22 protein-coding genes are annotated in these 23580 nt (G+C 60.6%); 17 read left to right on the forward strand and 5 right to left on the reverse strand.

The window, feature by feature from the left end; translation table 11 throughout:
* The 5 genes from AC13C0_RS14600 (at position 1) to AC13C0_RS14620 (ending at position 4225) form a co-directional block, all read left to right on the forward strand.
* Positions 1-315 carry a hypothetical protein gene (locus tag AC13C0_RS14600; protein WP_117619041.1) on the forward strand — a complete coding sequence of 105 codons (315 nt, stop codon included), beginning with the start codon at positions 1-3 and terminating at the stop codon, positions 313-315.
* A 252-nt stretch (positions 316-567) separates the two neighbouring features.
* Positions 568-1014: a MerR family transcriptional regulator gene (locus AC13C0_RS14605; RefSeq protein WP_117620407.1), complete on the forward strand. Its 447-nt coding sequence runs from the start codon at positions 568-570 to the stop codon at positions 1012-1014.
* 3 nt (positions 1015-1017) lie between these two features.
* On the forward strand, positions 1018-3648 hold the full coding sequence (locus AC13C0_RS14610) for a heavy metal translocating P-type ATPase (RefSeq protein ID WP_482954633.1): 2631 nt from the start codon (positions 1018-1020) through the stop codon (positions 3646-3648).
* The gene (locus AC13C0_RS14615) at positions 3648-3779 is read left to right on the forward strand and encodes a hypothetical protein (RefSeq protein WP_341581041.1); all 132 of its coding nucleotides are present in this window, start codon (positions 3648-3650) and stop codon (positions 3777-3779) included. The genes AC13C0_RS14610 and AC13C0_RS14615 overlap by 1 nt, the downstream gene beginning before the upstream one ends.
* Entirely contained in the window at positions 3776-4225 is a 450-nt protein-coding gene (locus AC13C0_RS14620) for a DUF411 domain-containing protein (RefSeq protein ID WP_341581040.1), read from the forward strand. Before AC13C0_RS14615 ends, AC13C0_RS14620 begins: the two co-directional genes overlap by 4 nt.
* 54 nt (positions 4226-4279) lie before the next feature.
* On the opposite strand, the gene AC13C0_RS14625 is transcribed toward AC13C0_RS14620, so the two are convergent.
* The gene (locus tag AC13C0_RS14625) at positions 4280-5158 is read right to left on the reverse strand and encodes a hypothetical protein (RefSeq protein WP_341581038.1); all 879 of its coding nucleotides are present in this window, start codon (positions 5156-5158) and stop codon (positions 4280-4282) included.
* Between the two features lie 133 nt (positions 5159-5291).
* Between AC13C0_RS14625 and AC13C0_RS14630 the strand changes: the two genes are divergently transcribed.
* Both AC13C0_RS14630 and AC13C0_RS14635 read left to right on the forward strand, forming a co-directional pair.
* Positions 5292-5966 (forward strand): Fe2+-dependent dioxygenase, encoded by a 675-nt coding sequence (locus AC13C0_RS14630; RefSeq protein ID WP_482954634.1) that lies wholly within the window; start codon positions 5292-5294, stop codon positions 5964-5966.
* Positions 5967-6050: 84 nt separating this feature from the next.
* Entirely contained in the window at positions 6051-8036 is a 1986-nt protein-coding gene (locus AC13C0_RS14635) for a ribonuclease R family protein (RefSeq protein WP_341581034.1), read from the forward strand.
* A 76-nt stretch (positions 8037-8112) separates the two neighbouring features.
* On the opposite strand, the gene AC13C0_RS14640 is transcribed toward AC13C0_RS14635, so the two are convergent.
* Complete coding sequence (locus AC13C0_RS14640; protein WP_117619035.1) at positions 8113-9006, reverse strand: acyltransferase; 894 nt, start codon at positions 9004-9006, stop codon at positions 8113-8115.
* 280 nt (positions 9007-9286) lie between these two features.
* Positions 9287-9964, reverse strand: a complete 678-nt coding sequence (locus AC13C0_RS14645; protein WP_482954635.1) for a haloacid dehalogenase type II — start codon at positions 9962-9964, stop codon at positions 9287-9289.
* Between the two features lie 143 nt (positions 9965-10107).
* Between AC13C0_RS14645 and AC13C0_RS14650 the strand changes: the two genes are divergently transcribed.
* The 4 genes from AC13C0_RS14650 to AC13C0_RS14665 all read left to right on the forward strand — a co-directional run bounded on the left by AC13C0_RS14650 (position 10108) and on the right by AC13C0_RS14665 (position 14773).
* Positions 10108-11019, forward strand: a complete 912-nt coding sequence (locus tag AC13C0_RS14650; protein ID WP_117619033.1) for a LysR family transcriptional regulator — start codon at positions 10108-10110, stop codon at positions 11017-11019.
* Positions 11020-11244: 225 nt separating this feature from the next.
* A complete protein-coding gene (locus tag AC13C0_RS14655) occupies positions 11245-12465 on the forward strand; it encodes a Bcr/CflA family multidrug efflux MFS transporter (RefSeq protein WP_117619032.1) in 1221 nt (406 codons plus the stop codon).
* Between the two features lie 240 nt (positions 12466-12705).
* On the forward strand, positions 12706-13203 hold the full coding sequence (tpx, locus tag AC13C0_RS14660) for a thiol peroxidase (RefSeq protein WP_117619031.1): 498 nt from the start codon (positions 12706-12708) through the stop codon (positions 13201-13203).
* 277 nt (positions 13204-13480) lie between these two features.
* Positions 13481-14773, forward strand: coding sequence for an MATE family efflux transporter (locus AC13C0_RS14665; protein ID WP_482954646.1), 1293 nt, complete (start codon positions 13481-13483; stop codon positions 14771-14773).
* Between the two features lie 39 nt (positions 14774-14812).
* Here the strand turns inward: AC13C0_RS14665 and AC13C0_RS14670 are convergent, their stop codons facing one another.
* Entirely contained in the window at positions 14813-15238 is a 426-nt protein-coding gene (locus tag AC13C0_RS14670; RefSeq protein ID WP_117619030.1) for a thioesterase family protein, read from the reverse strand.
* 293 nt (positions 15239-15531) lie between these two features.
* Between AC13C0_RS14670 and AC13C0_RS14675 the strand changes: the two genes are divergently transcribed.
* From AC13C0_RS14675 to AC13C0_RS14690, 4 genes are all read left to right on the forward strand, one after another.
* Positions 15532-17169: an MBL fold metallo-hydrolase gene (locus tag AC13C0_RS14675; protein ID WP_341581030.1), complete on the forward strand. Its 1638-nt coding sequence runs from the start codon at positions 15532-15534 to the stop codon at positions 17167-17169.
* A 237-nt stretch (positions 17170-17406) separates the two neighbouring features.
* Positions 17407-18792: a succinylglutamate desuccinylase/aspartoacylase family protein gene (locus AC13C0_RS14680; protein ID WP_117619028.1), complete on the forward strand. Its 1386-nt coding sequence runs from the start codon at positions 17407-17409 to the stop codon at positions 18790-18792.
* 46 nt (positions 18793-18838) lie between these two features.
* Positions 18839-19807 (forward strand): DMT family transporter, encoded by a 969-nt coding sequence (locus AC13C0_RS14685; protein ID WP_117619027.1) that lies wholly within the window; start codon positions 18839-18841, stop codon positions 19805-19807.
* On the forward strand, positions 19800-20342 hold the full coding sequence (locus tag AC13C0_RS14690) for a carbohydrate-binding protein (RefSeq protein WP_117619026.1): 543 nt from the start codon (positions 19800-19802) through the stop codon (positions 20340-20342). Before AC13C0_RS14685 ends, AC13C0_RS14690 begins: the two co-directional genes overlap by 8 nt.
* On the opposite strand, the gene AC13C0_RS14695 is transcribed toward AC13C0_RS14690, so the two are convergent.
* Positions 20336-21541 carry a MalY/PatB family protein gene (locus AC13C0_RS14695; protein WP_341581028.1) on the reverse strand — a complete coding sequence of 402 codons (1206 nt, stop codon included), beginning with the start codon at positions 21539-21541 and terminating at the stop codon, positions 20336-20338. The genes AC13C0_RS14690 and AC13C0_RS14695 overlap by 7 nt on opposite strands.
* A 203-nt stretch (positions 21542-21744) precedes the next feature.
* Here AC13C0_RS14695 and AC13C0_RS14700 point away from each other — a divergent pair, with 203 nt between their 5' ends.
* Together AC13C0_RS14700 and AC13C0_RS14705 are read left to right on the forward strand one after the other, a co-directional pair.
* Positions 21745-22632, forward strand: a complete 888-nt coding sequence (locus AC13C0_RS14700; RefSeq protein WP_482954636.1) for an AEC family transporter — start codon at positions 21745-21747, stop codon at positions 22630-22632.
* 42 nt (positions 22633-22674) lie between these two features.
* The gene (locus AC13C0_RS14705) at positions 22675-23565 is read left to right on the forward strand and encodes a prenyltransferase (RefSeq protein WP_482954637.1); all 891 of its coding nucleotides are present in this window, start codon (positions 22675-22677) and stop codon (positions 23563-23565) included.
* Positions 23566-23580 lie beyond the last annotated feature (15 nt).

The raw sequence follows: 23580 nt of genomic DNA on the forward strand, positions 1-23580 counted from the left end.
ATGGCCGAAAAATACCTGACTCCGGAACAGGACGAAAAAATCCGCCAGTGGGAGCGCTGGAACCGGAACTATTTTATTTTTGCCTTTGTGGCGCTGACAATCATCCTGGTGTTCAGCAGTCAGCTTGGGTTGTCCAGTGGTGAGAGCTGGGGGCCTCTTGGGGTTCTGATCGCTGCTCTGATTACGCCGATCATTGTGCTTCAGTTGCGGCTGGCGTGCCCGGCCTGTGGCCACAGGATTGGCTGGCAGGCGAAACTGATGGCACCGGACCAGTGCAAGGCCTGCGGTACGTTTCTTCGCTCCAGGGGCCAGTAGCTTTCCTTCCCAAAAAAACCTTTGACCTGTGAGTTGCTCACAGGTTTTAAACTGTTCTAAGTTTTCGGTTTCGGTGATTGCCGCGTCGGCGTGGGAGATTCTTCCGAAAATGCTCGGAGCCAAGGATGGCGGAGAGCAAGCGTACAGGGACGTATTCACAGCGGTTTTCGGAAGAATCTCCCACGCCGGCGCTCCGCAAGTTGTATGCTTCCCGTCCGGGTAAATGATCAGAACTGCATCGGAAGATCCGCCATGAAAGTCAAAGACATTGCAGAAGCCGCTGGAGTGAACCCGGATACCGTGCGCTTTTACACCCGGGAAAATCTGCTGAAGCCGGCTCGCAATCCGGACAACAACTACCAGCAGTTTGATGCCGACGATCTACGACGCCTCCGGTTTGCCCGGAAGGCGCGGCAGTTGGGGTTTTCATTGCCGGAGATCCGGCAGATTCTGGATCAGGCGGACGATCACCATTCTCCGTGTCCGATGGTGCGGGATGTGTTTCAGCAGCGGCTTGCGGAGGTTGAGCGGGAAATTCGTGAGTTGCAGCAGCTTCGCCAGCGGATGACCGCGGCCTTGTCCGCGTGGCAGGAGATGCCGGATGGCACGCCGGATGGCCATACCATCTGTCGGTTGATCGAACACTGGGAAGACCCTTCGCCCATTCGTGGGAAAAGCGACCCGGTTGAGGAGCAGTAACGAATGAATGAGGCAGTCGTGTTACACACCACACTCAGTATTTCCGGGGCCTCGTGCCAGGGTTGTGCCAGAAAGATCCGCACGGCCCTGGAGCCGCTGACTGGCGATATGGAGCTGGTAGAAGTGGATCTCGACAAACAGACAGTCGCACTGCCTGAAGGAGTGAATGCGGCCGAGGCGGCACGGATTGTGACTGAAACGGGTTATCCGGCCGAACCCTTCGAAGACACCCCGGAGCCTGCCGGTTGCTGCGCGTCCAAACATGGGGACAGCAAAGACATCGGTGATCGTCAGGATGATCTGGCTGACGTTACTCCTGAGGCGGTCTCTGACGATAGCCGGTCCGGATCTTCTGCTGCCGGGGACGGCCAGGTTCTTCTGTCGGTGACAGGCGCCACCTGCGCATCCTGTGTCAATACCATCGAGAAAGCCCTGATGTCGGTGCCCGGTATCCGCCATGCGCACATGAATCTGGCGGACAACACCGCAACGGCCACGGGTGACGCAGATCCCGGGACTCTGGTAAGGGCAGTGGAAAGCGCCGGTTATGGCGCCAGCGTGATTGAGGATGAGGACGAAGCGGACGACCGCAGGCAGGAACAGGACACCAGGCAGTACAAGTCCTTGCTGGTGAAGATGGCAGTGAGCCTCGTGCTGGGGCTCGGTCTGATGGTCTGGGGGATGGGCTTTGGCACCATGGTGGTGACCGAGGCCAACCAGGGCACCTGGCTCGGGCTGGGGGTGCTGACCCTGATTGTGATGGCCGCCACCGGCGGGCATTTCTACACCGGGGCCTGGAAGGCCCTCCGGCATCATAACGCCAACATGGATACCCTGATCGCCCTCGGCACCGGCACCGCCTGGCTCTACTCCATCGTGGTAGCCAGTGTACCCGGCGCGCTGCCGGAGATGGCGCGGCATGTGTATTTTGAGGCCTCGGCCATGATTATTGGCCTGATCAACCTGGGTCAGGCTCTGGAGCTGCGGGCCAAGGGCAAGACTTCCGAAGCAGTGCGCCGGTTGCTGGACCTGAGAGCGAAAACTGCCCGGGTGATCCGTGACGGTGAAGAGCAGGATATCCCGGTGGAAGAGGTCCGGAAGGGCGACCACATCCGGGTCCGGCCCGGGGAGAAACTGCCGGTGGACGGTATTATCGCCGAAGGCTCCACCCGTATTGATGAAAGCATGCTGACCGGCGAGCCCATGCCGGTGAGCAAGTCACAGGGCGATGAGGTGTCCGCCGGCACCCTGAACACCCGTGGCTCCATTGTCTACGAAGCCACAAGGGTGGGCAGCGAAACCGCACTGGCGCAAATCATCAGGCTGGTGAAAAAGGCCCAGGGCTCCAAGCCCGCCATTGGCCGGCTGGCCGACAGGATTTCCTCGGTGTTCGTACCCACGGTCATGCTGATTGCGGTATCGGCGGCATTGGTCTGGTACAACCTCGGGCCGGAGCCGGCAGTGGTCCACATGATGGTAGCCGCCACCACGGTGCTGATCATTGCCTGCCCCTGTGCCCTGGGGCTGGCCACCCCCATGTCGGTGATGGTCGGCGTTGGCAAGGCGGCGGAATACGGCGCGCTGATTCGCCAGGGCGATGCCCTGCAGACGGCCGGAAAGCTGGATCTGGTGATTCTGGACAAGACCGGCACCATCACCGAAGGCCATCCGGCGGTAACCCGCGTGCATGCCAGCAATGGCGACAAGCAGCGCCTGCTGACTCTGGCGGCTGGGCTCGAACAGCACTCGGAACACCCTCTCGCCGAAGCCATTCTGGCAAAGGCGAAAGAGGAAGGTGCCGAGGCCGCAAAGGTCAGCGGGTTTGAAGCCCTGAACGGCAAGGGCGTTAGAGGCGAGTTCGACGGCGAGCCCTTGCGCCTGGGCAACCGGCGCTGGCTGGAAGGCGAAGGTATTGCCCTGGGCGACCTGACCGATGCCGCCAGCACGATTGCTGAAGAGGCCGGCACGCCGCTGTTCCTGGCACTGGGCAACAAAGCCCTCGGTGTCATCGGTGTTGCCGACGCCATCAAGGCCGACTCCCGGGCGGCGATACGGCGCCTGCACGACGCCGGAATTCGGGTAATGATGGTCACCGGCGATGTCGACGCCACCGCCAAAGCCATTGCGAACAAAGCGGGGATTGACGACTACCGGGCGGAAGTGCTGCCGGAAGACAAGGCCGAAGTGGTCAGTGAGATGCGCAGCAAGGGCCATACCGTCGCCATGGTCGGCGACGGCATCAATGACGCCCCGGCCCTGGCAGCGGCCGATGTCGGCTTTGCCATCGGCACCGGCACCGATGTTGCCATCGAAAGCGCCGGTATCACGCTGATGCGCGGCTCCCTGCACGGCGTGCCCGATGCCATTGAAATTTCCCGGGCCACGGTGAAAAACATTCACCAGAACCTGTTTGGCGCTTTCATATACAACACACTGGGTATTCCAGTGGCCGCCGGCCTGCTTTACCCTGTCTGGGGAATCCTGATGAGCCCGATACTGGCCGGCGCCGCCATGTCCCTGTCGTCGGTGACCGTGGTCTCCAACGCCAACCGCCTGCGGCTGTTCAAAAGCAGTCACAGACCGGCACGGGACGACGCGAACAGTGGTCCGAAACAGCAAAAGGAGCGGAACTGATGGAAACACTTCTGGTCAATGCCGGAGGACTTGCCCTGATGGCTGCCATTGTCTGGTGGTTCTGGCTTTCCGGAGCCGGCGAAAAGGGCTCAAACGAACACCAACAGTCACCACTGAGGAAAACGCCATGAAAAAACACACCCTGGCTCTCGGCCTGATGGCCGCCCTGGGCTTCAGCACCACCACGCTGGCGGCGGGTGCCGCCCAGAATATCCATGTTTACAAATCACCGACCTGCGGCTGCTGCACCGCCTGGGTCAAACACCTGGAGGAAAACGGTTTTGAGGTAGACGTCACCGAAACCAGCAACCTCAATCCGATCAAGGCCGATGCCGGTCTCACTCCGGCCCTGGCCAGCTGCCACACCGCATTTATCGGTGACTATGTAATCGAAGGCCATGTGCCGGCCAGCGACATCCAGCGGCTGATAGCGGAAGCGCCGAAAGCCACCGGGCTGAGCGCTCCGGGCATGCCGATCGGCTCACCGGGTATGGAAATGGGCGACCGGAAAGACCATTATAAGGTCATCCTGTTTAACGAGACCGGCCAGACCCGGGTATTTGCACAGTACAATTAACCCGGACATTACGCCAAAACCGGGGCCACTGCGGCCCCGGTTTTGGTGGCGGGCTCAATACAGGTAAGGTGCCAGTGCCAGCTCCAGGCGTGCCTGGGCGGCATACAGATTGGCGACAGGAATGACAGGCTGTTCCGGCGGCACTGCTGTTGGCCAGGCCTTCAGCATCTCATCCAGAGCCTTGCCGGCATCCCGCCAGGCTTCTTTATTCCGCTTCTTGAGAACCACTTGGTGATTATTCAGATATTCCCGGGCAGAGCGGACAAAACCACGGCCGTCCTGGTATTCATGCTCGGCCACGAAACGCCCGTTTTCCAACGCCCCATCATACTCCAGTACCGCTTGCTTGGTCAGCGACAGTACAACTTTGGACACGCTGGCGGCACTGCGGCCCTCAACGGATTTCTCCGCCTTCTGGATGGCCATCCAGGCCGCCTGAAACTCCTGGCTGACATCCCCCCAGTTTTCTACCTGTCCGGCATTTTCAGCCAGTGCCTTCAGATGGTTGCCCAGCTCTTTCTGACCCCGGCTCTCAAGGCCTGCCTCGGCCATCGGATATATCTCAACCCAGGGATGGGTCAGATGGGGCCGGCCGTCGGCGGCTTTCCCCGATTTGATCAGTTCCCGGGCGGCCATCAGGTGCCCCTGCATCATCTGGAGCATGGCAACATAGGCTCCGTCGGAGTCAGCGGCAGACACAGCGCCTCCGGCCTCACCACCTTCGCCACCTTCACCACCGGCAGCAAAATAGCTGAACGCGGCACCGGCTTCGCCATGGTTTTCACCACCTTCACCGCCCTCTCCACCGTGGGAGCCAGAGGTCATCCCATCGTCGTGTTGCCGATCCTTGTGTTCATCGGCCATGGCACCGGAGCTTGCCAGCAAGGTCGCCACACCAATGCCGGTCCACAGTTTCAGTTTCTGATTTGTCATCGTGTTCTCCTCAAACAGGCCGCAGGCGGAGGGCCCTCAACGGCGGGAAGATTAATGGCTGTACCATGGTGGTGCATGATGCTTTAATGCCACACCTGATTGCAAATTATTCGTATTACGGATTGGAGGAACCATGATTCTGTGCATCAGCGAGATCCTGACCACCGGGCAACTGGACCGTATACGCGCTGCGCTGGACAGCGGCCGCTTTGAGGATGGCCGCAACACCGCCGGCTGGCACGCCAGACTGGTCAAGAACAATGAACAGATGCAGATGGCCGACAAAACCGCAAACGAGCTTCGCTCCGAGGTGGAGAAGGCACTGACCGAACACCCGCTCTTCCAGATGGCGGTGAGGCCCGCGAAAATGACGCCCATCCTGTTCAGTCGCTACCGGGATGGCATGACCTACGGTAACCATGTGGACGATCCGGTGATGGGCCGCGGGCCCGGCCGGTTGCGGACCGACATTTCCTTTACCCTGTTCCTGGATGATCCCGACAGCTACGAGGGCGGTGAGCTGGTGACCGATACCACGGCCGGTGAACAGTCCTACAAACTGCCCGCCGGCGCCGCCGTGGTCTATCCCTCCTCGACCCTGCACCGGGTTGAGCCGGTGACCTTTGGCCAGCGCCGTGTCGCCATTGGCTGGATTCAGAGTACCATCCGGGATCCGGCTCACAGAGAGGTGCTGTTCGATCTCGACACCGCCCGGCGGCAGCTTTTCGAACGTGAGGGCAAGACCGCCGAGTTCGATCTGCTCACCAAGTCCCTGGCCAATCTCCAGCGATTCTGGGCCGAGATCTGATTCGGGTATTCTGCTATCTGACGCATGAGGCCATAACCGTTATACTCCGCCCCATCATTCATTATTTACCAGCCAGGTTACTTCATGCTTAATGCCGACGCTCTCAGCCAGTTGCGCCAGCTGAAATCCGACATCGAGGAAAACAAGGTGGTCTTCCCCGGTACCGTCAAAGCCACCAATGGCCGCTTCGGGTTCGTTGCGCTTGACGAGGGCCGCGATGTTTTTCTGCCTCCGGAAGAAATGCAGAAAGTCCTGCCGGGAGACCGGGTGAATGTCACCGAGCAGGAAGTGGAGAAAGGCAAAACCCAGGGTGTGGTGGACGAACTGCTGGAAACCCGCCTGAACACCTTTGTTGGCCGTTACCTGGTCAAAGGCAAAGGCCATTTCGTCGTACCCGAGACCCCGGGTATCAATCGCTGGATCTTCATTCCGCCCAAAGAACGGATGAATGCCCAGCCGGATGACTACATCTACTGCCAGATTCACAAGCATCCGATCAAGGATGGCAAGGGCCAGGCCAAGGTGCTGCGGGTCATCGGCAAGGCCGGGGAACCTGGCATTGAACGCGCCTTCACCCTGGCTACATTTGACCTGGCGGACACCTGGCCGGACGCCGTACAGAAGCAGGCCGACAGCCTGAGTGACCGCGATATCGAATCCCGGAAAGCCGGGCGGGAAGACCGCACAGACCGCGCCTATGTCACCATCGACAGCCCGGGCACCCAGGACATGGACGACGCCCTGCTGGCCGAGCCCAATGCCACCGGCTGGGCTCTGTCCATCGCCATTGCCGACCCGACCGCGGTGATTGAACCGGACAGCCCGGCCGAGCAGGAGGCGTTCAACCGGGCCACCGCCATCTACTTCCCCGGCGAGCCATTGCCGATGCTGCCGGACAGTATCAGTACCCGCCTGTGTTCCCTGATGCCGGAGGCGAGACGTCTGGCGCTGGTCTGCGACCTGCAGGTGAATAATGATGGCAGCCTGGGCGACTACAGCTTTCACCAGGCGGTGATTCAGTCCAAAGGCAAGCTCAGTTACGAGCTGGTCTCCAACCTGATCGAAGGCCGGATAGACGATGACATCAAGGCCCTGCCGGATGCCGTAGGCAACAGCCTGGACCAGCTGCATCAGGCGGCTACCGCCCTCAGAAAATGGCGCAGCGAGCATGCACTGCTTAGCGGTGACCGGCCGGAATTCCGGTTACGGCTGGATGAGAACAAACGCATCCGCCTGATTGAGCCGTCCGTGCAGAACGAGGCCCATCGTCTGGTAGAGGAATGCATGGTCGCCGCCAACCGCTGCGCCGCCGATTTCCTCACTCGCCAGACTGACGGCCTGTTCATCCGGCATCCCGGCCTGCGGGATGATCGCGCCGACAACATCCGGGCGCTGATCGACAGCCATGCACCGCACCTTTCCGGAGTGGACGCCCATCAGGCTGACGGCTTCAGGACCCTGATGAAGGAAACCGACGCACTGGAAGCGGAGGTGCCGGTCAAGGCCATCCTTTCAAGGCAGCTGGCGAGGGCCGAGCTGGGCTTCAGGCCCGAGCCCCACCACGGCATGGGACTGGAGGCCTACACCACCTTCACGTCACCGCTGCGCAAGTTCTCCGATTTCTATGTGCACCGGCTGATCAAGGCCGCTCTCTGGGATATACCCATGAAGGCTCTGACCGTGGATCAGCTGGAGGCCCTGCAGGCTGCCCAGATCCGCGCCCGCCAGGCCGCAAACAGCCTGGAAGCCTGGCTCAAGAGCGACTTTGCCAAAACCCTGGGCGACGAGCCCATGGCCGGTGTCATCAGCCGCACCGTGCCAGCCGGATTCTTTGTGCGCCTGGACGCAAACGGACTGGAAGGCTTTGTCAGCTGCAAGGATCTGGAGGGTAAATACGGCTTTGATCCGGTCACCCTCCGCCTGATCCACAACAAGAACGGTCGCATCTTCCAGCTGGAGCAGCCCGTAACCGTGAGTTTTTCCGGCGTGGATGAGGAGCGCAGACAGATCAATTTCAAGCTGGTCGCAGCCGAAGAAATCCCAACCGGGAACGGCTCCGCCAACGGTTGAAAAACCGCAGTGGCAGGCGCATCCGGATGAGATTGAGGAGGACGAAAGCAAGAGCTGACACCCTCCGCCGGTGTTATTATTGGGCCAGCATTCGCTCCAGCCGCTCATCTTTCGCCCGCCACTGATCCCGCAGCCAGTTTTTCACATTCCGGCGGTGCTCGGCATCCGTTGAATAGTCCCGGCCTTTCAGGTGTTCCGGGATGTCGACGGTGTGGATTTCCATTTTGACTTCGCTCACCCGGCCGCAGATAAACTCCCAGAAGGTCGGCGCGCCACCCGGGTAGGCGATGGTGACATCCACCAGGGTCTGGATCGAGTCGCCCATGGCGTCCAGCACGAAGGCGGCACCGCCGGCCTTGGGGGTAAGCAGGTGGGTGTAGTGGGACTTCTGCTTGTCGTGCTTGGCCTGGGTAAACCGGGTGCCTTCCACGAAGTTCATGACGCTGACCGGGGTATGTCGGAACTGCTCACAGGCCCGGCGGGTCGCCTTGAGATCTTCGCCCCGTTTTTCAGGGTGTTTGATCAGATACTCGCGGGTGTATCGCTTCATAAACGGGAAGTCCAGCCCCCACCAGGCCAGGCCGATAACCGGCACCCAGATCAGTTGCTGCTTGAGGAAAAATTTCAGGAATGGCGCCCGGTGATTGAAGACCCGCTGCATGGCGAAGATATCAACCCAGCTCTGGTGATTGGCCAGCACCAGGTACCAGCTTTCCCGTTTGAGGTTTTCGGCGCCTTTCACTTCCCATTTGGTTTTGTGGGTCAGCTTCATCCAGCCCGTGTTACAGGCGACCCAGGCTTCGGCGACCCAGATGATGGCTTTGGTGCACAGGATCCGGAAGCCCTTGATGGGGATGATCAGTTTCAGGATGGCCGGGATGTAAAGCAGGATGCACCAGAACAGGGTGTTGAGTCCCAGCAGGATGGAGTTAAGTACGCCGATAACGGGGGCGGGGAGGAAGCTGAGCATGGCAGTCCTGTTTTTGGTGGTTGTTTCCAGTGGGGTGTAATCATATCAACCAGAGGCAGGATTGGGCAGTGGCCGGAAGTGACCGGTTTGCCCACCGGATGTGACAGTAATGCCATGGTGCTTTGTTCATCGCCATGGATAATCAGCCTGCGAGGCCAGGAGTCCGGTGATCAGTGCGCAGGCCTTTGCCAGACACGCCGTGAACCCATCCCTGGGGGCTCGGCATTGCCATCCATGGCTCCGCACAGTTTTGGACAGCCTGACCCAACACCCGCCTCCGCTAGCTTTTAAGGTTTCGTAGCGCTGATGGTAGTTCCAAAAGACTGCTTATCACCGCCGAAGGTTCAATACCCCAATCTTCGAATACTTTATCAGGATCCCTTTTCACCCAGATTGCCAACAAACCAGACGCCCTCGCACCAATGACATCCCATGCGTTACTGGAAACGAGACAGAGAGGTTTCTCCCAAGCTCCGGTCACACGCCGCGCATAAGTATACACAGCGGGGTCGGGTTTAAAGCTTTTGATGTCGTCGACGGAGACAAGGCCTTCAAACTGATCAAGCAGGTTATTGTGCCCTAGCACTTTCTCAAGGGCCGGGTAGCTGCCATTGGAAAACGCAAACAACGGATACTGCCCCTTCAGGCTTTTCAGTGCCGGCAACGAATCGTCAAAAGCGGGCAGTGAGAGATACGCCGTCATCAGGGCGTTCTCACGTTCTTCGGTTAACGGCAATTTGTGGGCCGCCATGGCATAGCGCAGGGCCTGGCGGGTGCACACGCCAAAATCCTCATACACCTTCATCAGGCCCTTCCGGAACGAGAACTCCAGTTGCTTCTCGCGCCAGAGCGCAGCGACTGCTTCGGCTTTGTCTCCGGCATCTTCCGCCAGCAGGCGGGACATGCCCATGGGGTCGACCAGGGTTCCGTAGACATCAAAAGCAAGAGTCATGGTCATCGGTGGGACTCCTCATCCGGACGGGTATTGGGATCGTGTACTGAAACCACAGTATCGGGATTTGAACGATCACTCAACACGAACAGACAGGAACGCAGACCCACCGTGGCACCACCTGCTGGTATCGGGTTACACTGCCATTCATGAATCCAATTGATACATTGAACCTGGACTTCCGTGCCCTGAGCACTTTCCTGGCTGTGCTGGACGAGGGCAGTGTCTCCCGTGCCGCAGTGCGGCTGGGCGTCACCCAGTCCGCGGTGAGCCACACGCTTGAGCGCCTCCGCCACGCCCTCGGCGATCCGCTGTTCGTCAAATCCGGGCGGGGCATCGCCCCGACGCGGTATGCACTCCAGGCCGGCCCCCACGTGCGCCAGATTCTGGACGACCTCCAGTCCCTGTCCGCCGGCCCGCCCTTCAGCCCCGCCACCGCGGAGTTCACCTTCACGATCGCTGCCAACGATTACCAGCGCGACCTGCTGTTGCCGGGCCTCGTGCGCACCCTGCGCCGGGAGGCTCCCGGTATCCGCCTGCAGGTCATTCCGTCGGGTATTCCAAGGGCGGATATGCTCCGGAAGGACGTTTGTGATCTGATCCTCTCGCCCCACGCCCCGGAAGCCACGGACATTATGCAACGGGGCCTGATGGCGGACCGCATGGTGGTGTTCTACGACCCGGCGCACCGGGAGCCTCCGGCGGATCTGGCGGATTACCTGAAGGCCGACCACATCGCCCTGCTGTTCGCCACCGGCGAGAAACCGAGCCTGGAAACATCGCTCGACACCCGGGGCCTGATCCGCCGTAACGTGGTGACGGTCTCCAACTTCTCTGGCCTCCCCGAGTTCCTCCGTGGTACTGACATGCTGGCCACAGCCCCGCAAGGCATGAGCAAACACTTACTCCGCGACTTCGCCTGGGTGCCCCTGCCCTTTGATTTCAAACCCTTTACCCTGCTGATGCTCTGGCACCGCCGCAACCAGAACGACCCTGCCCATAAGTGGCTGCGCAATCAGATCAACGTCGTTGCGGCCGCACTCAACAGCCTGAAGAGTTAATCAATTACTTTTACTCATAGGTTGTATGAGCGTGCAGGCCGTTATCTTTTGGTCGCCCCTCGCCTAGACTGCCAACACTCGGTGGTCGGCCAGGTTGGGGAGGTGGCTTTCCGAAACACGCTCCTTGCGGCACATCCCTGTGACGCTTGGGCTCCGCACAGTTTCGGAAAGCCACCTCCCCAACCTGACCTGTCGTAACTCCTCGATAACGCACTCAGGAAGCGAATGCTTACTTTGACCAGTGTCTGGACAACTGTACTTCTTGCTGCGGCTGTGGCTCTCGGGCCGCTGGCGACGGATATGTATCTGCCGGCACTGCCACAGATTGGCAGAGACTTCGGTACCGGCACCGATCAGGTACAGCTGACTCTCAGTCTGTACATGGTGGGCTTTGCCATTGCCCAGCTAGTCTGCGGCCCCCTGGCGGACCGTTTTGGTCGCAAACCGATCATGATTGGCGGATTTGTGCTTTTTGCCATCGCCAGTATTGGCTGCGCGCTGGCCACCAATATCGAAACCCTGATCCTGTTCCGCTTCCTGCAAGCCCTGGGTGGCTCCGCAGGCCCGGTACTGGGCCGTGCGGCGATCCGGGACATTTACACGCCCCGTGAAGCCGCCAGGATCCTCGCCATCCTGGCCAGCATCATGGCCCTGGCGCCGGCGATCGCACCAACCATTGGCGGGCTTATGACTGCCAGCCTGGGCTGGTCATCGGTATTCCTGGTACTGGGCGGCTATGCCTTGGTGATGGCTGTGGTGGTTGCCATCGGCCTTCCCGAGCCCATGCGCCCGGAGCATCGCCAATCCCTGAAACTCTGCAGCCTGCTCCGGAACTACCGCACCATCGCACGGGACATCAGCTTCCTTGGCTACACCCTGACCAACGCCCTGATCTTCTCTGGCCTGTTCGCTTTCCTGTCCGGCTCATCGTTCGTGCTCATCGACTTTCTGGGCGTGCCTACGGAACAGTTCGGCCTCTACTTCGCCGGCATGGTCGCCGGCTACATTGTCGGCAACCTGACCGCCGTCCGGCTCGGCCGCCGCCTGCTGCCTGACCAGATCCTGGTTCGTGGCCTGGTAATCGCAGTAGGTGGAGGCAGCCTGATGGCCGTGCTGGCCCTGAGCGAAGTCTTCAGCGTCTGGGCCGTCATACTGCCCCAGGCCCTGTTCATGATCGGCACCGGCATGGTCCTGCCCCAAACCATGGCCGGTGCCCTGGCCAACTTCCCGACCATGGCCGGCTCCGCCTCCGCCCTGTTCGGCTTCACCCAGATGGCCATCGCCGCCTTCGCCGGCATGCTCGTCGGCCACCTGCACGACGGCACCTCCCTGATCATGGCCACCATCATCGCCGCCTGCGCCGCCATTGCCATGGGCTGTTATCTGCTGCTGGTTCAGCGTTATCCTGCAAGGGGTTTCGAAGCACAAAGTGCGACCAGCGGTTAAGATCAGTTGAGCACTAAGGTAGGCCACTCCGAGGCTCGGGGACTGGTGCGGGGCGGTTATCCAAAACTGTGCGGAGCCATGGATGGCGGAGCCCAAGCGCCACAGGGATGTGCCGCAAGGAGCGTGTTTTGGATAACCGCCCCGCACCAGTCCAGCCACCAAAGCTCACATGCAAAATCATCCAAAGTGGTCTACACAGAGTACGTAAGACTCTAAACCAGACGACAAGGAGCAAACCCCATGAACAACGTTACCCTCGACGGCAACCCTATTGAACTGAGCGGCAAATTCCTCGAAACAGGCGACAACGCACCACCCTTCACCCTGACCAACAGCGGCCTGGAAGAAGTCAAACTCGATAACTGGGCCGGCAAACGCAAAATCCTGAACATCATCCCCAGCATCGACACCGGCGTCTGCGCCGCCTCCACCCGGAAATTCAACGAAAAAGCCGGCAACCTCGACAACACCGTGGTACTCGTTATCTCCGCCGACCTGCCCTTTGCCGCCGCCCGATTCTGCGGTGCCGAAGGCCTGAAAAATGTCGAAACCCTCTCCACCTTCCGGAACTACAGCTTCCAGCAGGACTACGGCGTCGCCATCCAGGACGGCCCCCTCGCCGGCCTTTGCGCCCGGGCAGTAGTGGTACTGGATGAGAACAACAAGGTTCTGCACAGCCAGCTGGTCGACGAGATCAAGAACGAGCCGGATTACGACGCAGCACTGAACGCCCTTTAAAACACTGGATCAGTAATCAGGCGCTGGCCGTAACGCCTGAGCTCGAGCAAAGCTGCTGGCGCGGCTTTCCAGGACTGTGCATTGCCAGGGATGGCAATGCCAAGCCCCCATGGATGGGTTCACGGCGTGTCCTGGAAAGCCGTGCCAGCAGCTTTGCTAACACCCAAACCAGAACCTGTTAGAATCCCCGCCCAAAGCCGGAACCCCAACCCAAGGCCCCAAACACCCCGTGCAAACAACCGCCCAAACCCCAAGCCTGGCCCGCCAGCTCTACAGCATGACCTGGCCCATGCTGTTCGGGGTACTCTCCCTGATGACATTCCAACTGGCCGACAGTGCCTTCGTGGGTCAGCTTGGCCGGGATCCGCTGGCGGCACTCGGCTTCACCCTGCCAATGCAGCAGCTGATCATCGGTCTTCAGGTGGGCCTGGGCATTGCCACTACCGCCATCGTTTCCCGCACACTGGGTGCCGGTGACGAACTCCGCGCCTATCGTCTGGGCGGCCTGATCATTACCGTAGGTGGAACCCTGGTTTTCCTGATCTGTGTGACCCTGTGGCTTCTCCAGGGCCACATCATGACCGCACTCGGCGCGGAAGAGACATTGCTGCCGCTGATCAGACGCTACTGGATTCCCTGGCTGATCGCCGCCTGGACCGGCGCGGTTCTCTACTTCGGCTACAGTGTGTGCCGCTCCCACGGCGACACCAGACTGCCGGGGTACATGATGGTGGCCACCAGTCTGACCAACATCGCCCTGGATCCGCTCTATATTTTTACCTTTGGCTGGGGTTTACCCGGCGCCGCCTGGGCCACCGTCACCTCGTTCGGTATCGGCTGCCTGGTGATCTACCCGAAACTTCTGAAGCGTCACTGGGTCCGGTTTGATCTGCGCCAGCTTGCCCTCTGGCGGGCCCTCAAGCAGCTCAACGGCATCATGGCACCGGCCATGGTCAGTCAGCTGATGCCTGCCGCCTCGGCGATGCTGGCAACAGCCCTTGTCGCCGGCTTCGGCTCCGCAGCCGTAGCCGCCTGGGGCCTCGGCACCCGCCTGGAGTTTTTCTCCATTGTGGTCGTGCTGGCACTGACCATGTCGATGCCGCCGATGATTGGCCGGTTGCTGGGTGCCGGAGATATTGAACAGATCCGAAAACTGGTGCGCATCGCGGTCCGGTTCGTGGTGGTCTGGCAGCTTGCCATTGGCCTGACCTGGGTGCTGGCTTCAGGGCTGGTGTCTGAATTGTTCTCAAGCGACAGCGACGTCCGGGAGGTGCTGGCCGCCTATCTGGTGCGGGTGCCGCTCAGTTACAGCGGCCTGGGCGTGTGTATGCTGATGGTGTCGGTGTGCAACGCCCTGGGACTGGCGATGCGGGCGCTGCTGGTATCCACTTTGCGGCTGTTTCTTTGCTACTTGCCGCTACTCTGGCTGGGCAGCCAGATCAGTGGCATCTTTGGCCTCATGAGTGGCGCACTGGTGGGCAATCTCCTCGCTGGCGTTATGGCTTACGGCTTCTATCGGGCCGGCATGAAACGGCTCCGGAACAGCACGAGACAGAATGGGGTCAGATGAAAGGGTTCATCTGACCCCGCCTTCATGTCCAGTGCTGGGTCAGGCAAAGCGTGAGCGGAAGCTTTCCGGCACAGGCACCACTTCCTTGCGCTGGTAGTTGAAGAACACGAATCCGTACTTGGCGAGCGCAACGGGCTGGCCGCTCTCGGCCTTGGTGACCCGGAACACGAAATCCCCACCGTACCTGTTGAAGTCCATCAGGCCGACTTCGAAGCGCAGCATTTCCGGGAAGAAGGACTCGGACTGGTACATGGTGGCCAGGTCGGTGACGATGATGCCAGTGCCATCCTTGCCCGCTTCCTGGAGGCCGTAACTGACGAGGAACTGGGCCCTGGCTTCGGAGAGCATGGAGATCAGGGCGTCGTTGCCCAGGTGGTTGGCGCCGTTGATGTCGGTGATTCTGACGGGCATTCTGGTTTCGAAGCGGAAGGCGTCGTCCGGGAAGGAGAGTTTGATTCGGGCCACATTGGGTTCCTGTTCTCGCTGGGTCTCTGGGGGCGAATCATACGCTGTTCGACTTTAGTGTTCATCTCAAGACGTTCTGCTTTAAATCGGTTATCTTGCTATTGGACCTTTGCGCTGTAAGCTTTGGTGCAGCGACATCAGGAAAGAGCCTTCCAAAACACGCTCCTTGCGGCACGTCCCTGTGACGCTTGAGTTCCGCCATCCCTGGCTCCACACAGTTTTGGAAGGCTCTTTCCTGATGTCGTTCGTACTCTCTTCGCGCACCGAATAATAAAGATCGCATTTGGAGTTTTATGGATATCCGCCCTGCCGCCACATTGGTTTTAATTCGCGACACTGCCGAAGGCCTTGAAGTCCTGCTGCTGCAACGTACCTGGGATGCGGTGTTCATGCCCGGCTATTTTGTGTTCCCCGGAGGAAGGGTCGAAGAACACGAGCCCAGCGGGCGGGAACACGCCCTTGGGCCCGGAGATGCCGAGGTCAGTCAGACCATGAGTGTCGACGAGGGTGGCGCGGATTACATGCTGGCGGCCGTTCGGGAGTGTTTTGAGGAAGCCGGGATTCTGGTTGCGGTGGATGCGCAGGGGCATCCGGTTTCCGGGGACCATCCGGCCCATGGCGACCGGGAAGCTTTGTTCAGGGGCGATTTGTCGTTGGCCAGTCTGTGCAATAACCATGGGCTGTCGATTCCGCTGGACCGGCTGGCCTACCTGGGCCACTGGGTTACGCCGCCGGGACCGCCCCGGCGGTTTGATACACGGTTCTTTGTGACCACCGCGCCTGAAGGCCAACTGGCCAGTCATGATGGGGTGGAGACCATTGATCATGTCTGGATCCGGCCGGAGAAAGCACTGGAGGATCACCGCGGTGGCCGGCGGTTATTGGGGTTGCCGACGATCCGGACGCTGCGGGTGCTCAGTGATTTCGAAACCACGGATGCGCTAATGCGTTATGCCCACGCCAATCCGCCTGAACCTCATCCAAGCAAACCCTGGCCGGGGCTGAAGAAAGGCAAGCCGGTGACGCTGGAGCCGGGGGCGCCGGCCTATGATGAGGCGGCCAAGCTGGATCCGGAAGGGGAGGGCTCAACCCGGGCAGAGATTATTCCCGGTGAGCCGGTTGAAGTGGCGGCGGGGGTGATCCGGCTGACGGCACCCAACCCCGGGATGATGACCGGGCCGGGCACCAACACCTATGTACTGGGTCATGAGCGGTTTACCGTGATTGACCCCGGCCCCGCGAGCGACAACCATATTGAGCGGATTCTGGAGGTGACCGGTGGGGTGATTGATCAGGTGTTGGTTACCCACACCCATAAGGATCACTCGCCGGCCGTTGCGGCTCTCAAGGAGCGAACCGGTTGCCGTGTTTACGGCTGGCCGGCGCCCGAAGGCGCGAGTCAGGACCAGACGTTCCGTGCGGATGACGAACCGGAGCACGGTGACCTGATTGTTACCGAAGCCGGGATTCTGAAAGTACTGCACACCCCGGGCCATGCCTCGAATCATTTGTGTTATCTGCTGACGGATCAGGAGCTGCTTTTCTCCGGCGACCACATCATGCAGGGGTCCACGGTAGTGATTAATCCGCCGGACGGGGACATGAAGGCCTACATTGAGTCCCTGTACGACCTGTTGGCCGAGTCCATCCGCTACATTGCCCCGGCCCATGGATTCTTAATGGGACAACCGGAAGCGGTCATTGATTTCCTGATTACCCACCGACTGTCTCGGGAGCACAAGGTCGCTCGTGCCCTGGAAGCGCTGACCCCGGTGAATCTCAAAACGCTGACAGCAAAGGCATACGATGATGTGCCGGCGGCGATTCACGGGGTGGCCGAACGGTCAGCACTGGCGCACCTGCTGAAGCTGGAGGCCGAGCACAGGGCGTTCCGCAGGGACGACCTGTGGCAGGTTGTACACGCGAACTAACAGGGCAGTAACAGAAGCACACCGGATGTCGCGATCAACCCCTATTGTTACAGGCCCTGTCGGCGTATAACGATCACCTTCATGCAAACCAATGCATTTGACACTGGCTGGACAGGTACTGCCGCGCCGGGTTTGCCCAGACTTCATGGAAGGGGCATTAAACCTTTGTTACAGCCGTATCCATGACCGCCAGAGACCCTCTATCCTTGGGCGCATACGGACGATCCGTGAGGAATTATGCTGTTTGAGCGGCTTCAAAAACCGAGCCACCTGATATTGCTGACCGGCCTGCTTGCAATCTCGCTGCCGGCGCCCCTGTTCGCCAATCCCGATCCCGCCAAATCCCGCAAGGCATCCGAAGTCCTGGTCGCGGAACTCGCCGAAGACGAGAGCGTGGAGGACGTTGAACAATCGGTGCCACGGACAACCGCGGAACGGGAAAACAAGGCCCTGAAGCCACATCCGTCCCGGACCGGGGCTGGTATCGATACGCCCTCGGCGCCTGCCCGCAAAGTGGCTCCGAATATTGACCTCAAGGAGGTTGCGCCAGCGCCCGAGGCACAGGCGACAGCCCCGGCCGAGAACACTGCGGATACCACCGGATCTGAATTGCCGGACGCTGGCGCCGGGACAGAATCGGAGCCCGGACCCGAGCTTCGGCCAGGAGAAGCTTTCACCCTCCTTGGTAATGATGTCATGCCGGGAACCTCGACCCGTCTGGCCTGGGCGCCGGGCATCCAGATTGCCGGTTTATCCCAGCCGACACCGGTGCTGGTGGTTAATGGCGTCAATGCAGGTCCGACCCTGTGCCTCACCGGTGCCGTTCACGGTGATGAACTCAACGGCATCGAGATTATTCGCCAGACCGTGTATGACCTGAACCCGGAAAAACTCTCTGGCCGGGTCGTAGGCATTCCCATCGTCAACCTGCCGGGGTTCCAACAAGGCAGCCGCTATCTGCCCGACCGGCGGGATCTCAACCGGCATTTCCCCGGCAGCCCGGAGGGCAGCCTGGCCGACCGGATTGCCTATTCGCTGTTCGAAAACGTCATCCGCCGTTGCGACATGCTGGTGGACATTCACACTGGCTCACTGAAACGCACCAACCTGCCCCAGCTCAGGGCCGACATGAACAACCCGGAAGTGGCCGAATTCACCCGGGGCTTTGACCGAATGGCGGTGGTTCACAGCACCGGCTCCCCCGGCATGCTTCGCACCGCCGCGGTTGCTGCCGGCATACGCACCGTGACCATGGAAGCCGGGGAATCCCACCGGATTCAGCAACACCAGATCAGCGCCGGGGTTAACAGCCTGACCAGCCTGATGGAACGCCAGGGCATGATTTCGCGGATGTTCGTGTGGGGGGATCCGGAGCCGGTCTACTACGATTCCGACTGGATCCGCGCTGATCACGGCGGCATTCTGTTCAGCGAGATCGAGCTTGGGGCCCGGGTATCGCAGGGAGAGATTCTCGGTTACGTCTCCGACCCCATCACCAATGCCCAGCATCCCATCCGTTCCTCCAGTGATGGGCGGGTTATCGGTATGGCGGTCGACCAGGTGGTAATGGCTGGTTTCGCAGCCTACCACATTGGTACGGAGGCAGAAGTTCCGGGAGAGTAGTATCCTATGCGTTTTATCGGCCAGTACCCAACCAACAGGAGCGTGTGTGTCTGCGGAAAGCGCCGGAATCTTGCCCCGAACTCCAGGGCTGGCCTACGTTGGTCTGGTCCTGACGCCTCTGTTCTGGGCCGGCAATGCCGTTGTCGCCCGGGGCACGGTTGAGAACATCCCGCCCCTGTCCATGTCCTTCTGGCGCTGGATCATTGCACTCGCCATTCTGTTGCCCTTCGGGTTTCCGGGTGTCTGGCGCCACCGCCAGGTTATCCGCCAGCGTTTCGGGTCCATGCTTGCCCTGGCGACCTTCAGCGTGGCGGCCTTCAACTCGTTACTCTACTTCGCGGCGACCACCACCACGGCCACCAACATCGCCCTGATCAACGCCACCATTCCGATCTTCGTGGCACTGCTGGCCTGGATTCTGCTCGGCGACCGGACCCGCCCCATCCAGGCCCTCGGTATCGCCCTGGCCATCATCGGGATTATCACCGTAGTGGCCCGGGGCGACATTGCGGTACTCACCGGCCTGCAGGCGCAGCCGGGGGACCTGATCATGGTGGCGGCGGTTTTCAGTTGGGGGCTGTTTTCAGTCCTGCTGCGACGCCAGGCGGTGCCGCTGCCGGCCCTGACCTTTCTGACTACCCAGATACTTCTGGGTACCCTGGTGATACTGCCTTTTTACCTGACCGATCTGTTTTTCTTCGCAGGTGGTTTCGATCTGTCGCGGGACACAGCCCTGCCCCTGCTGTATTTCGCCATTTTCCCGGGCATTCTGGCCTACGGTTTCTGGAATCACGGTGTGCATAAAATCGGCCCGGCCCGGGCGGCCATCTTCATGTACCTGACGCCGGTCTTCGCCTCCGTGCTGGCGGGTGTCTTTCTGGGGGAGTCCCTCGGGGTGTTTCATATCATCGGTGGTCTGCTGATTCTCGCCGGACTGCTACTGGCAACTCAGACCGGCAAACGTGCGAACTACCGGATCAAAGAACAGCAAGCAAAAGGAGACAACCATGACTGAATCCATCCGACGCTTTCGCAGCCTTCTCTTTCTGGTGCTGCTGATGCCTGGCCTCTCACTTCCGGCTGCCGCTAAGCCCTGTGATCCGGAGCAGGCCAAGTGGGTGCCTACCCGCTACTACCCGGCAGGCACTGTGGTATTTCATCAGGGAAACTGGTTTGAATCCCGTGAACTGCACGAAGGGCAGGAACCGGGAACGGCATTTAACTGGAAGCGGCTCGATTCGGTTCCGGACTGTGGCGCCAAAAGCGACAACGCCGGCGGCAAGTCCGGCGCCCGCGTCGACACTGATGCAAGCATGTCAGAAACCGGCAACAGTGAGCGGTCGACTGCCCAGAGCCGTAACCCGGCTCAGGAGCCGTGCGAACAACCCGAGCCATGGCTGTTCTCCCGAAGTTACACCGTCGGCAGCCTGACCCGCCACGGAGGCAAGATCTGGGAGGCAATCCGGCCCACCAGTGGCGACCTGCCCGGCATAGCCGAACCACCCCACTGGAAACCGGTGCAAAATCACTGCTCCATGAAGGATCAGTGATCCGGTCCGAGGTTCCCGAGTGCGGTTTCGATTCGATCAAGAACCTCTTCAAGCACGGCTCTGGGGCAGCCGATGTTGAGCCGCATGAAGCCGCTGCCCTGATCACCAAACGATACCCCGGGATTCATGCCGATACCGGCGTCCCGGACAAAAAACCGCTTCAGGCCGGCATCGTCCAGATCCAGCCCGCGGCAATCCAGCCACATCAGGTAGGTTCCCTCGGGAGCCGATACCCGAATGCCCGGCAGCCGTTGGCTGACCGCCTCCACCACATAATCCCGGTTTGCCTGAAGGTATGCCATCAGATCATCCAGCCAGGGACCGCCGTGGCGATAACCGGCTTCGAAGCCGGCGATGCTGAACGGGTTGCACTGGGGCAGATGCATGGACGCGAACACGGCTTTCATGGCGCTGCGCCGGTCCGAATCGGGGATCACCAGCGCGGACAGCCCCAGGCCGGGCATATTGAAAGTCTTGCTGGGTGCCACCGCCATCACCAGGGCATCCTCCGGCCCGGCCAGGTTGGCCAACATGGTGTGGCGGGGCTTGTCCCGATAGGTCAGGTCGCAGTGAATCTCATCCGAGACCACCACCAGCTGGTGCCGTCGGGCAATGGCGAGCACGGCCCTGAGCTCGTCATCAGACCAAACCCGCCCAACCGGGTTGTGGGGTGAACACAGCAACAGGATACGGGCATCCGGTCGCGCGGCGCACTGTTCAAGGTGGTCCAGATCCATCCGGTAATGGCCGGGGTCACCGGTGTCAGGGTCTTCCGGCACCAGGGGGTTCTCGATCACCTTCCGGCCACTGTGCCGGATCGAACTGAAAAACGGCGGATACACCGGTGGCTGGATGATGACACCCTCGCCCGGCCCGGCATAGGCCATGCAAGCCGCGTTCAGGGACGGGACCACACCGGGCGCCATCAGGATCCATTGCCGTTGGATCTGCCAGCCGTGTCGGTCGGCGAACCAGTCGATCATGGACCGATAAAGACTGTCCGGAAACAGGGTATAACCATACACCGGGTGTGTAGCCCGCTCGCTGAGCGCCCGGGTAACAGCCTCAGGAGCGGCAAAATCCATGTCGGCAACCCACACCGGAATAACGTCATCGCGGCCAAACACCGCCCTTCGGGCATCAAATTTGACCGAACAGGTGTGTTCCCGGAAAACAGGCTGATCAAAGGGACTGGACACAGGGACTCTCCGCAGCAGATTAAGAATCTCAGGCCGGTATTCTGGTGGGCCTGGCCGGCCACCGCAACCTGGTCCGCTCACACCATGTTGCCTCCGGCTTTGGTCGAACGTTTGCGATTAATGCTTGCCCAACCGGCTCGATACTTGCGAACCTAACGGATTATTCATTCACTATCTCTCTTACGCCTGTCGGAGCCTGTTCAATGATCGGCCAGATTCTGTCCACCATGTTGCCGGTTTTCCTGATCACCGGTTGCGGTGCCCTTTATGGCCGTTACCGCACCCCGGATATCCAGGGACTCAACGTTCTCAACATGGAGCTGTTCGTGCCCATGCTGGTGTTTGCGGTGCTGGCGGACCAGAAGGCCCCCCTGCAGGACTATGCCCAGCTGGCGCTGGCGGCCACGGTGGTGGTGCTTGGTTCGGGTATCGTGCTGTATCCGCTGGCAAAGGTTCTGAAGCTGAACCTGAAAACCTTCCTGCCTCCCATGATGTTCAACAATTCCGGCAACATGGGCATTCCCCTACTGGTGCTGGCCTTTGGTGACGGGGCCCTGCCAGCGGCAATTGTGCTGTTCATCGTGGAAATGCTGCTGCACTTCTCTGTCGGTCTGTACATACTGGACCACCATGCCTCCATTGTGAAACGCCTGAAACTGCCGATTGTGCTCGCCAGTGTTGCCGGGCTCTCGGTGAATCTTGCTGCCGTTCCTCTACCGGAATGGCTGCTGGAGACACTGAACATGCTTGGTGGTGTCAGCATTCCGCTGATGCTGTTTGCTCTGGGCGTCCGCATGCTGGATGTGGATTTCAGCGACTGGAAACTGGGCATGCTCGGTGCAATCGCCTGCCCGGCCAGTGGCCTGCTGCTGGCCTGGCCCATGATCGCCATCCTCGACCTGCCGGGGATGCAGGTCGCGGCGCTGTGGGTATTCGCCGCCCTGCCGCCGGCGGTACTGAACTACATAGTGGCAGAACAGTATCGCCAGGAGCCACATAAGGTGGCTTCACTGGTATTATTGAGCAATCTTGGTAGTCTCGTTGTGATGCCCGTGGTGCTCGGGCTGGTATTCGCAGCCGGTTACATCTGACCACCGGATCAAGTCAGCCCTGTTTCGTTGAGGAAGGACCCCATGTCTGAAACCGTCGCGGTGGTGCGTGCCGCCCGCCCCAACTTTCTGGTGCTCGCCCCCCTGTGTGCGGGCCTCGGTGTGGCATTGGCCTGGCAACAGGGCGAGCCACCGGCGTTACTGGATACCTTTCTGGTTCTGGTCGGCGCCCTGCTCGCCCACGCGGCGGTCAACCTGCTCAATGAATACGAGGACTTTGTTTCCGGGCTGGACCTGATCACCCGGCGCACGCCCTTTTCCGGCGGCAGCGGGGCGCTTCCGGAGGTTCCCGCCGCCGTAAAACGTGTGTTGCTGGCGGCCCTCGGCACGCTCGCCTTGGTGGTGGCCATCGGCCTGTACTTTCTCTGGCTCCGGGGGCTGCCCATGCTGGTGCTCGGGGCCGCGGGCGTGGTGCTGGTACTGACTTACACCCGCTGGATTACCCGCTCGCCCATCCTCTGCCTGCTGGCCCCGGGGCTTGGATTCGGGCCGGTGATGATACTGGGCAGCCTGATTGCCCTGGGTGCCCGCATCGACGCTGCAGCCATTGCAGTGTCCGCCATCAGCTTGCTGCTGGTCAGCGAGCTACTGCTGATCAATCAGATACCGGATGCCGAAGCAGACCGGAAAGTCGGGCGCCGACACCTGGTGATAACCCTGGGCCAGCCTGCCGCTGCCCGACTGGTGGGCATTCTGCTGCTGGGAAGTTACGGCGTTCTGGGGGCCGGCATACTGGTAGGCTGGTTGCCGGTATGGGCCACCATCGCGCTCGCTCCGGCGCCCGCAGCTCTGTGGGTCAGCCTCAGGCTGCCGGGCGCCCTGGCGGACCCTCCGCGGCTTAATTCTGTTCTTGGAATGAACGTGGCGGTGCTGCTGACCACTCTGGCGTTACTGATTTTTGGCCTCAGCTTTTAAGGCCGATCATACCAA

Source organism: Marinobacter sp. B-21, from assembly GCF_056857895.1.

What these genes read in the sequence shown, in the direction of transcription:
- AC13C0_RS14600 (WP_117619041.1), top strand. Translation starts at nt 1, where the DNA reads ATGGCCGAAAAATACCTGACTCCGGAACAGGACGAAAAAATCCGCCAG.
- AC13C0_RS14605 (WP_117620407.1), top strand. Translation starts at nt 568, where the DNA reads ATGAAAGTCAAAGACATTGCAGAAGCCGCTGGAGTGAACCCGGATACC.
- AC13C0_RS14610 (WP_482954633.1), top strand. Translation starts at nt 1,018, where the DNA reads ATGAATGAGGCAGTCGTGTTACACACCACACTCAGTATTTCCGGGGCC.
- AC13C0_RS14615 (WP_341581041.1), top strand. Translation starts at nt 3,648, where the DNA reads ATGGAAACACTTCTGGTCAATGCCGGAGGACTTGCCCTGATGGCTGCC.
- AC13C0_RS14620 (WP_341581040.1), top strand. Translation starts at nt 3,776, where the DNA reads ATGAAAAAACACACCCTGGCTCTCGGCCTGATGGCCGCCCTGGGCTTC.
- AC13C0_RS14625 (WP_341581038.1), bottom strand. Translation starts at nt 5,158, where the DNA reads ATGACAAATCAGAAACTGAAACTGTGGACCGGCATTGGTGTGGCGACC.
- AC13C0_RS14630 (WP_482954634.1), top strand. Translation starts at nt 5,292, where the DNA reads ATGATTCTGTGCATCAGCGAGATCCTGACCACCGGGCAACTGGACCGT.
- AC13C0_RS14635 (WP_341581034.1), top strand. Translation starts at nt 6,051, where the DNA reads ATGCTTAATGCCGACGCTCTCAGCCAGTTGCGCCAGCTGAAATCCGAC.
- AC13C0_RS14640 (WP_117619035.1), bottom strand. Translation starts at nt 9,006, where the DNA reads ATGCTCAGCTTCCTCCCCGCCCCCGTTATCGGCGTACTTAACTCCATC.
- AC13C0_RS14645 (WP_482954635.1), bottom strand. Translation starts at nt 9,964, where the DNA reads ATGACCATGACTCTTGCTTTTGATGTCTACGGAACCCTGGTCGACCCC.
- AC13C0_RS14650 (WP_117619033.1), top strand. Translation starts at nt 10,108, where the DNA reads ATGAATCCAATTGATACATTGAACCTGGACTTCCGTGCCCTGAGCACT.
- AC13C0_RS14655 (WP_117619032.1), top strand. Translation starts at nt 11,245, where the DNA reads ATGCTTACTTTGACCAGTGTCTGGACAACTGTACTTCTTGCTGCGGCT.
- tpx (WP_117619031.1), top strand. Translation starts at nt 12,706, where the DNA reads ATGAACAACGTTACCCTCGACGGCAACCCTATTGAACTGAGCGGCAAA.
- AC13C0_RS14665 (WP_482954646.1), top strand. Translation starts at nt 13,481, where the DNA reads ATGACCTGGCCCATGCTGTTCGGGGTACTCTCCCTGATGACATTCCAA.
- AC13C0_RS14675 (WP_341581030.1), top strand. Translation starts at nt 15,532, where the DNA reads ATGGATATCCGCCCTGCCGCCACATTGGTTTTAATTCGCGACACTGCC.
- AC13C0_RS14680 (WP_117619028.1), top strand. Translation starts at nt 17,407, where the DNA reads ATGCTGTTTGAGCGGCTTCAAAAACCGAGCCACCTGATATTGCTGACC.
- AC13C0_RS14690 (WP_117619026.1), top strand. Translation starts at nt 19,800, where the DNA reads ATGACTGAATCCATCCGACGCTTTCGCAGCCTTCTCTTTCTGGTGCTG.
- AC13C0_RS14700 (WP_482954636.1), top strand. Translation starts at nt 21,745, where the DNA reads ATGATCGGCCAGATTCTGTCCACCATGTTGCCGGTTTTCCTGATCACC.
- AC13C0_RS14705 (WP_482954637.1), top strand. Translation starts at nt 22,675, where the DNA reads ATGTCTGAAACCGTCGCGGTGGTGCGTGCCGCCCGCCCCAACTTTCTG.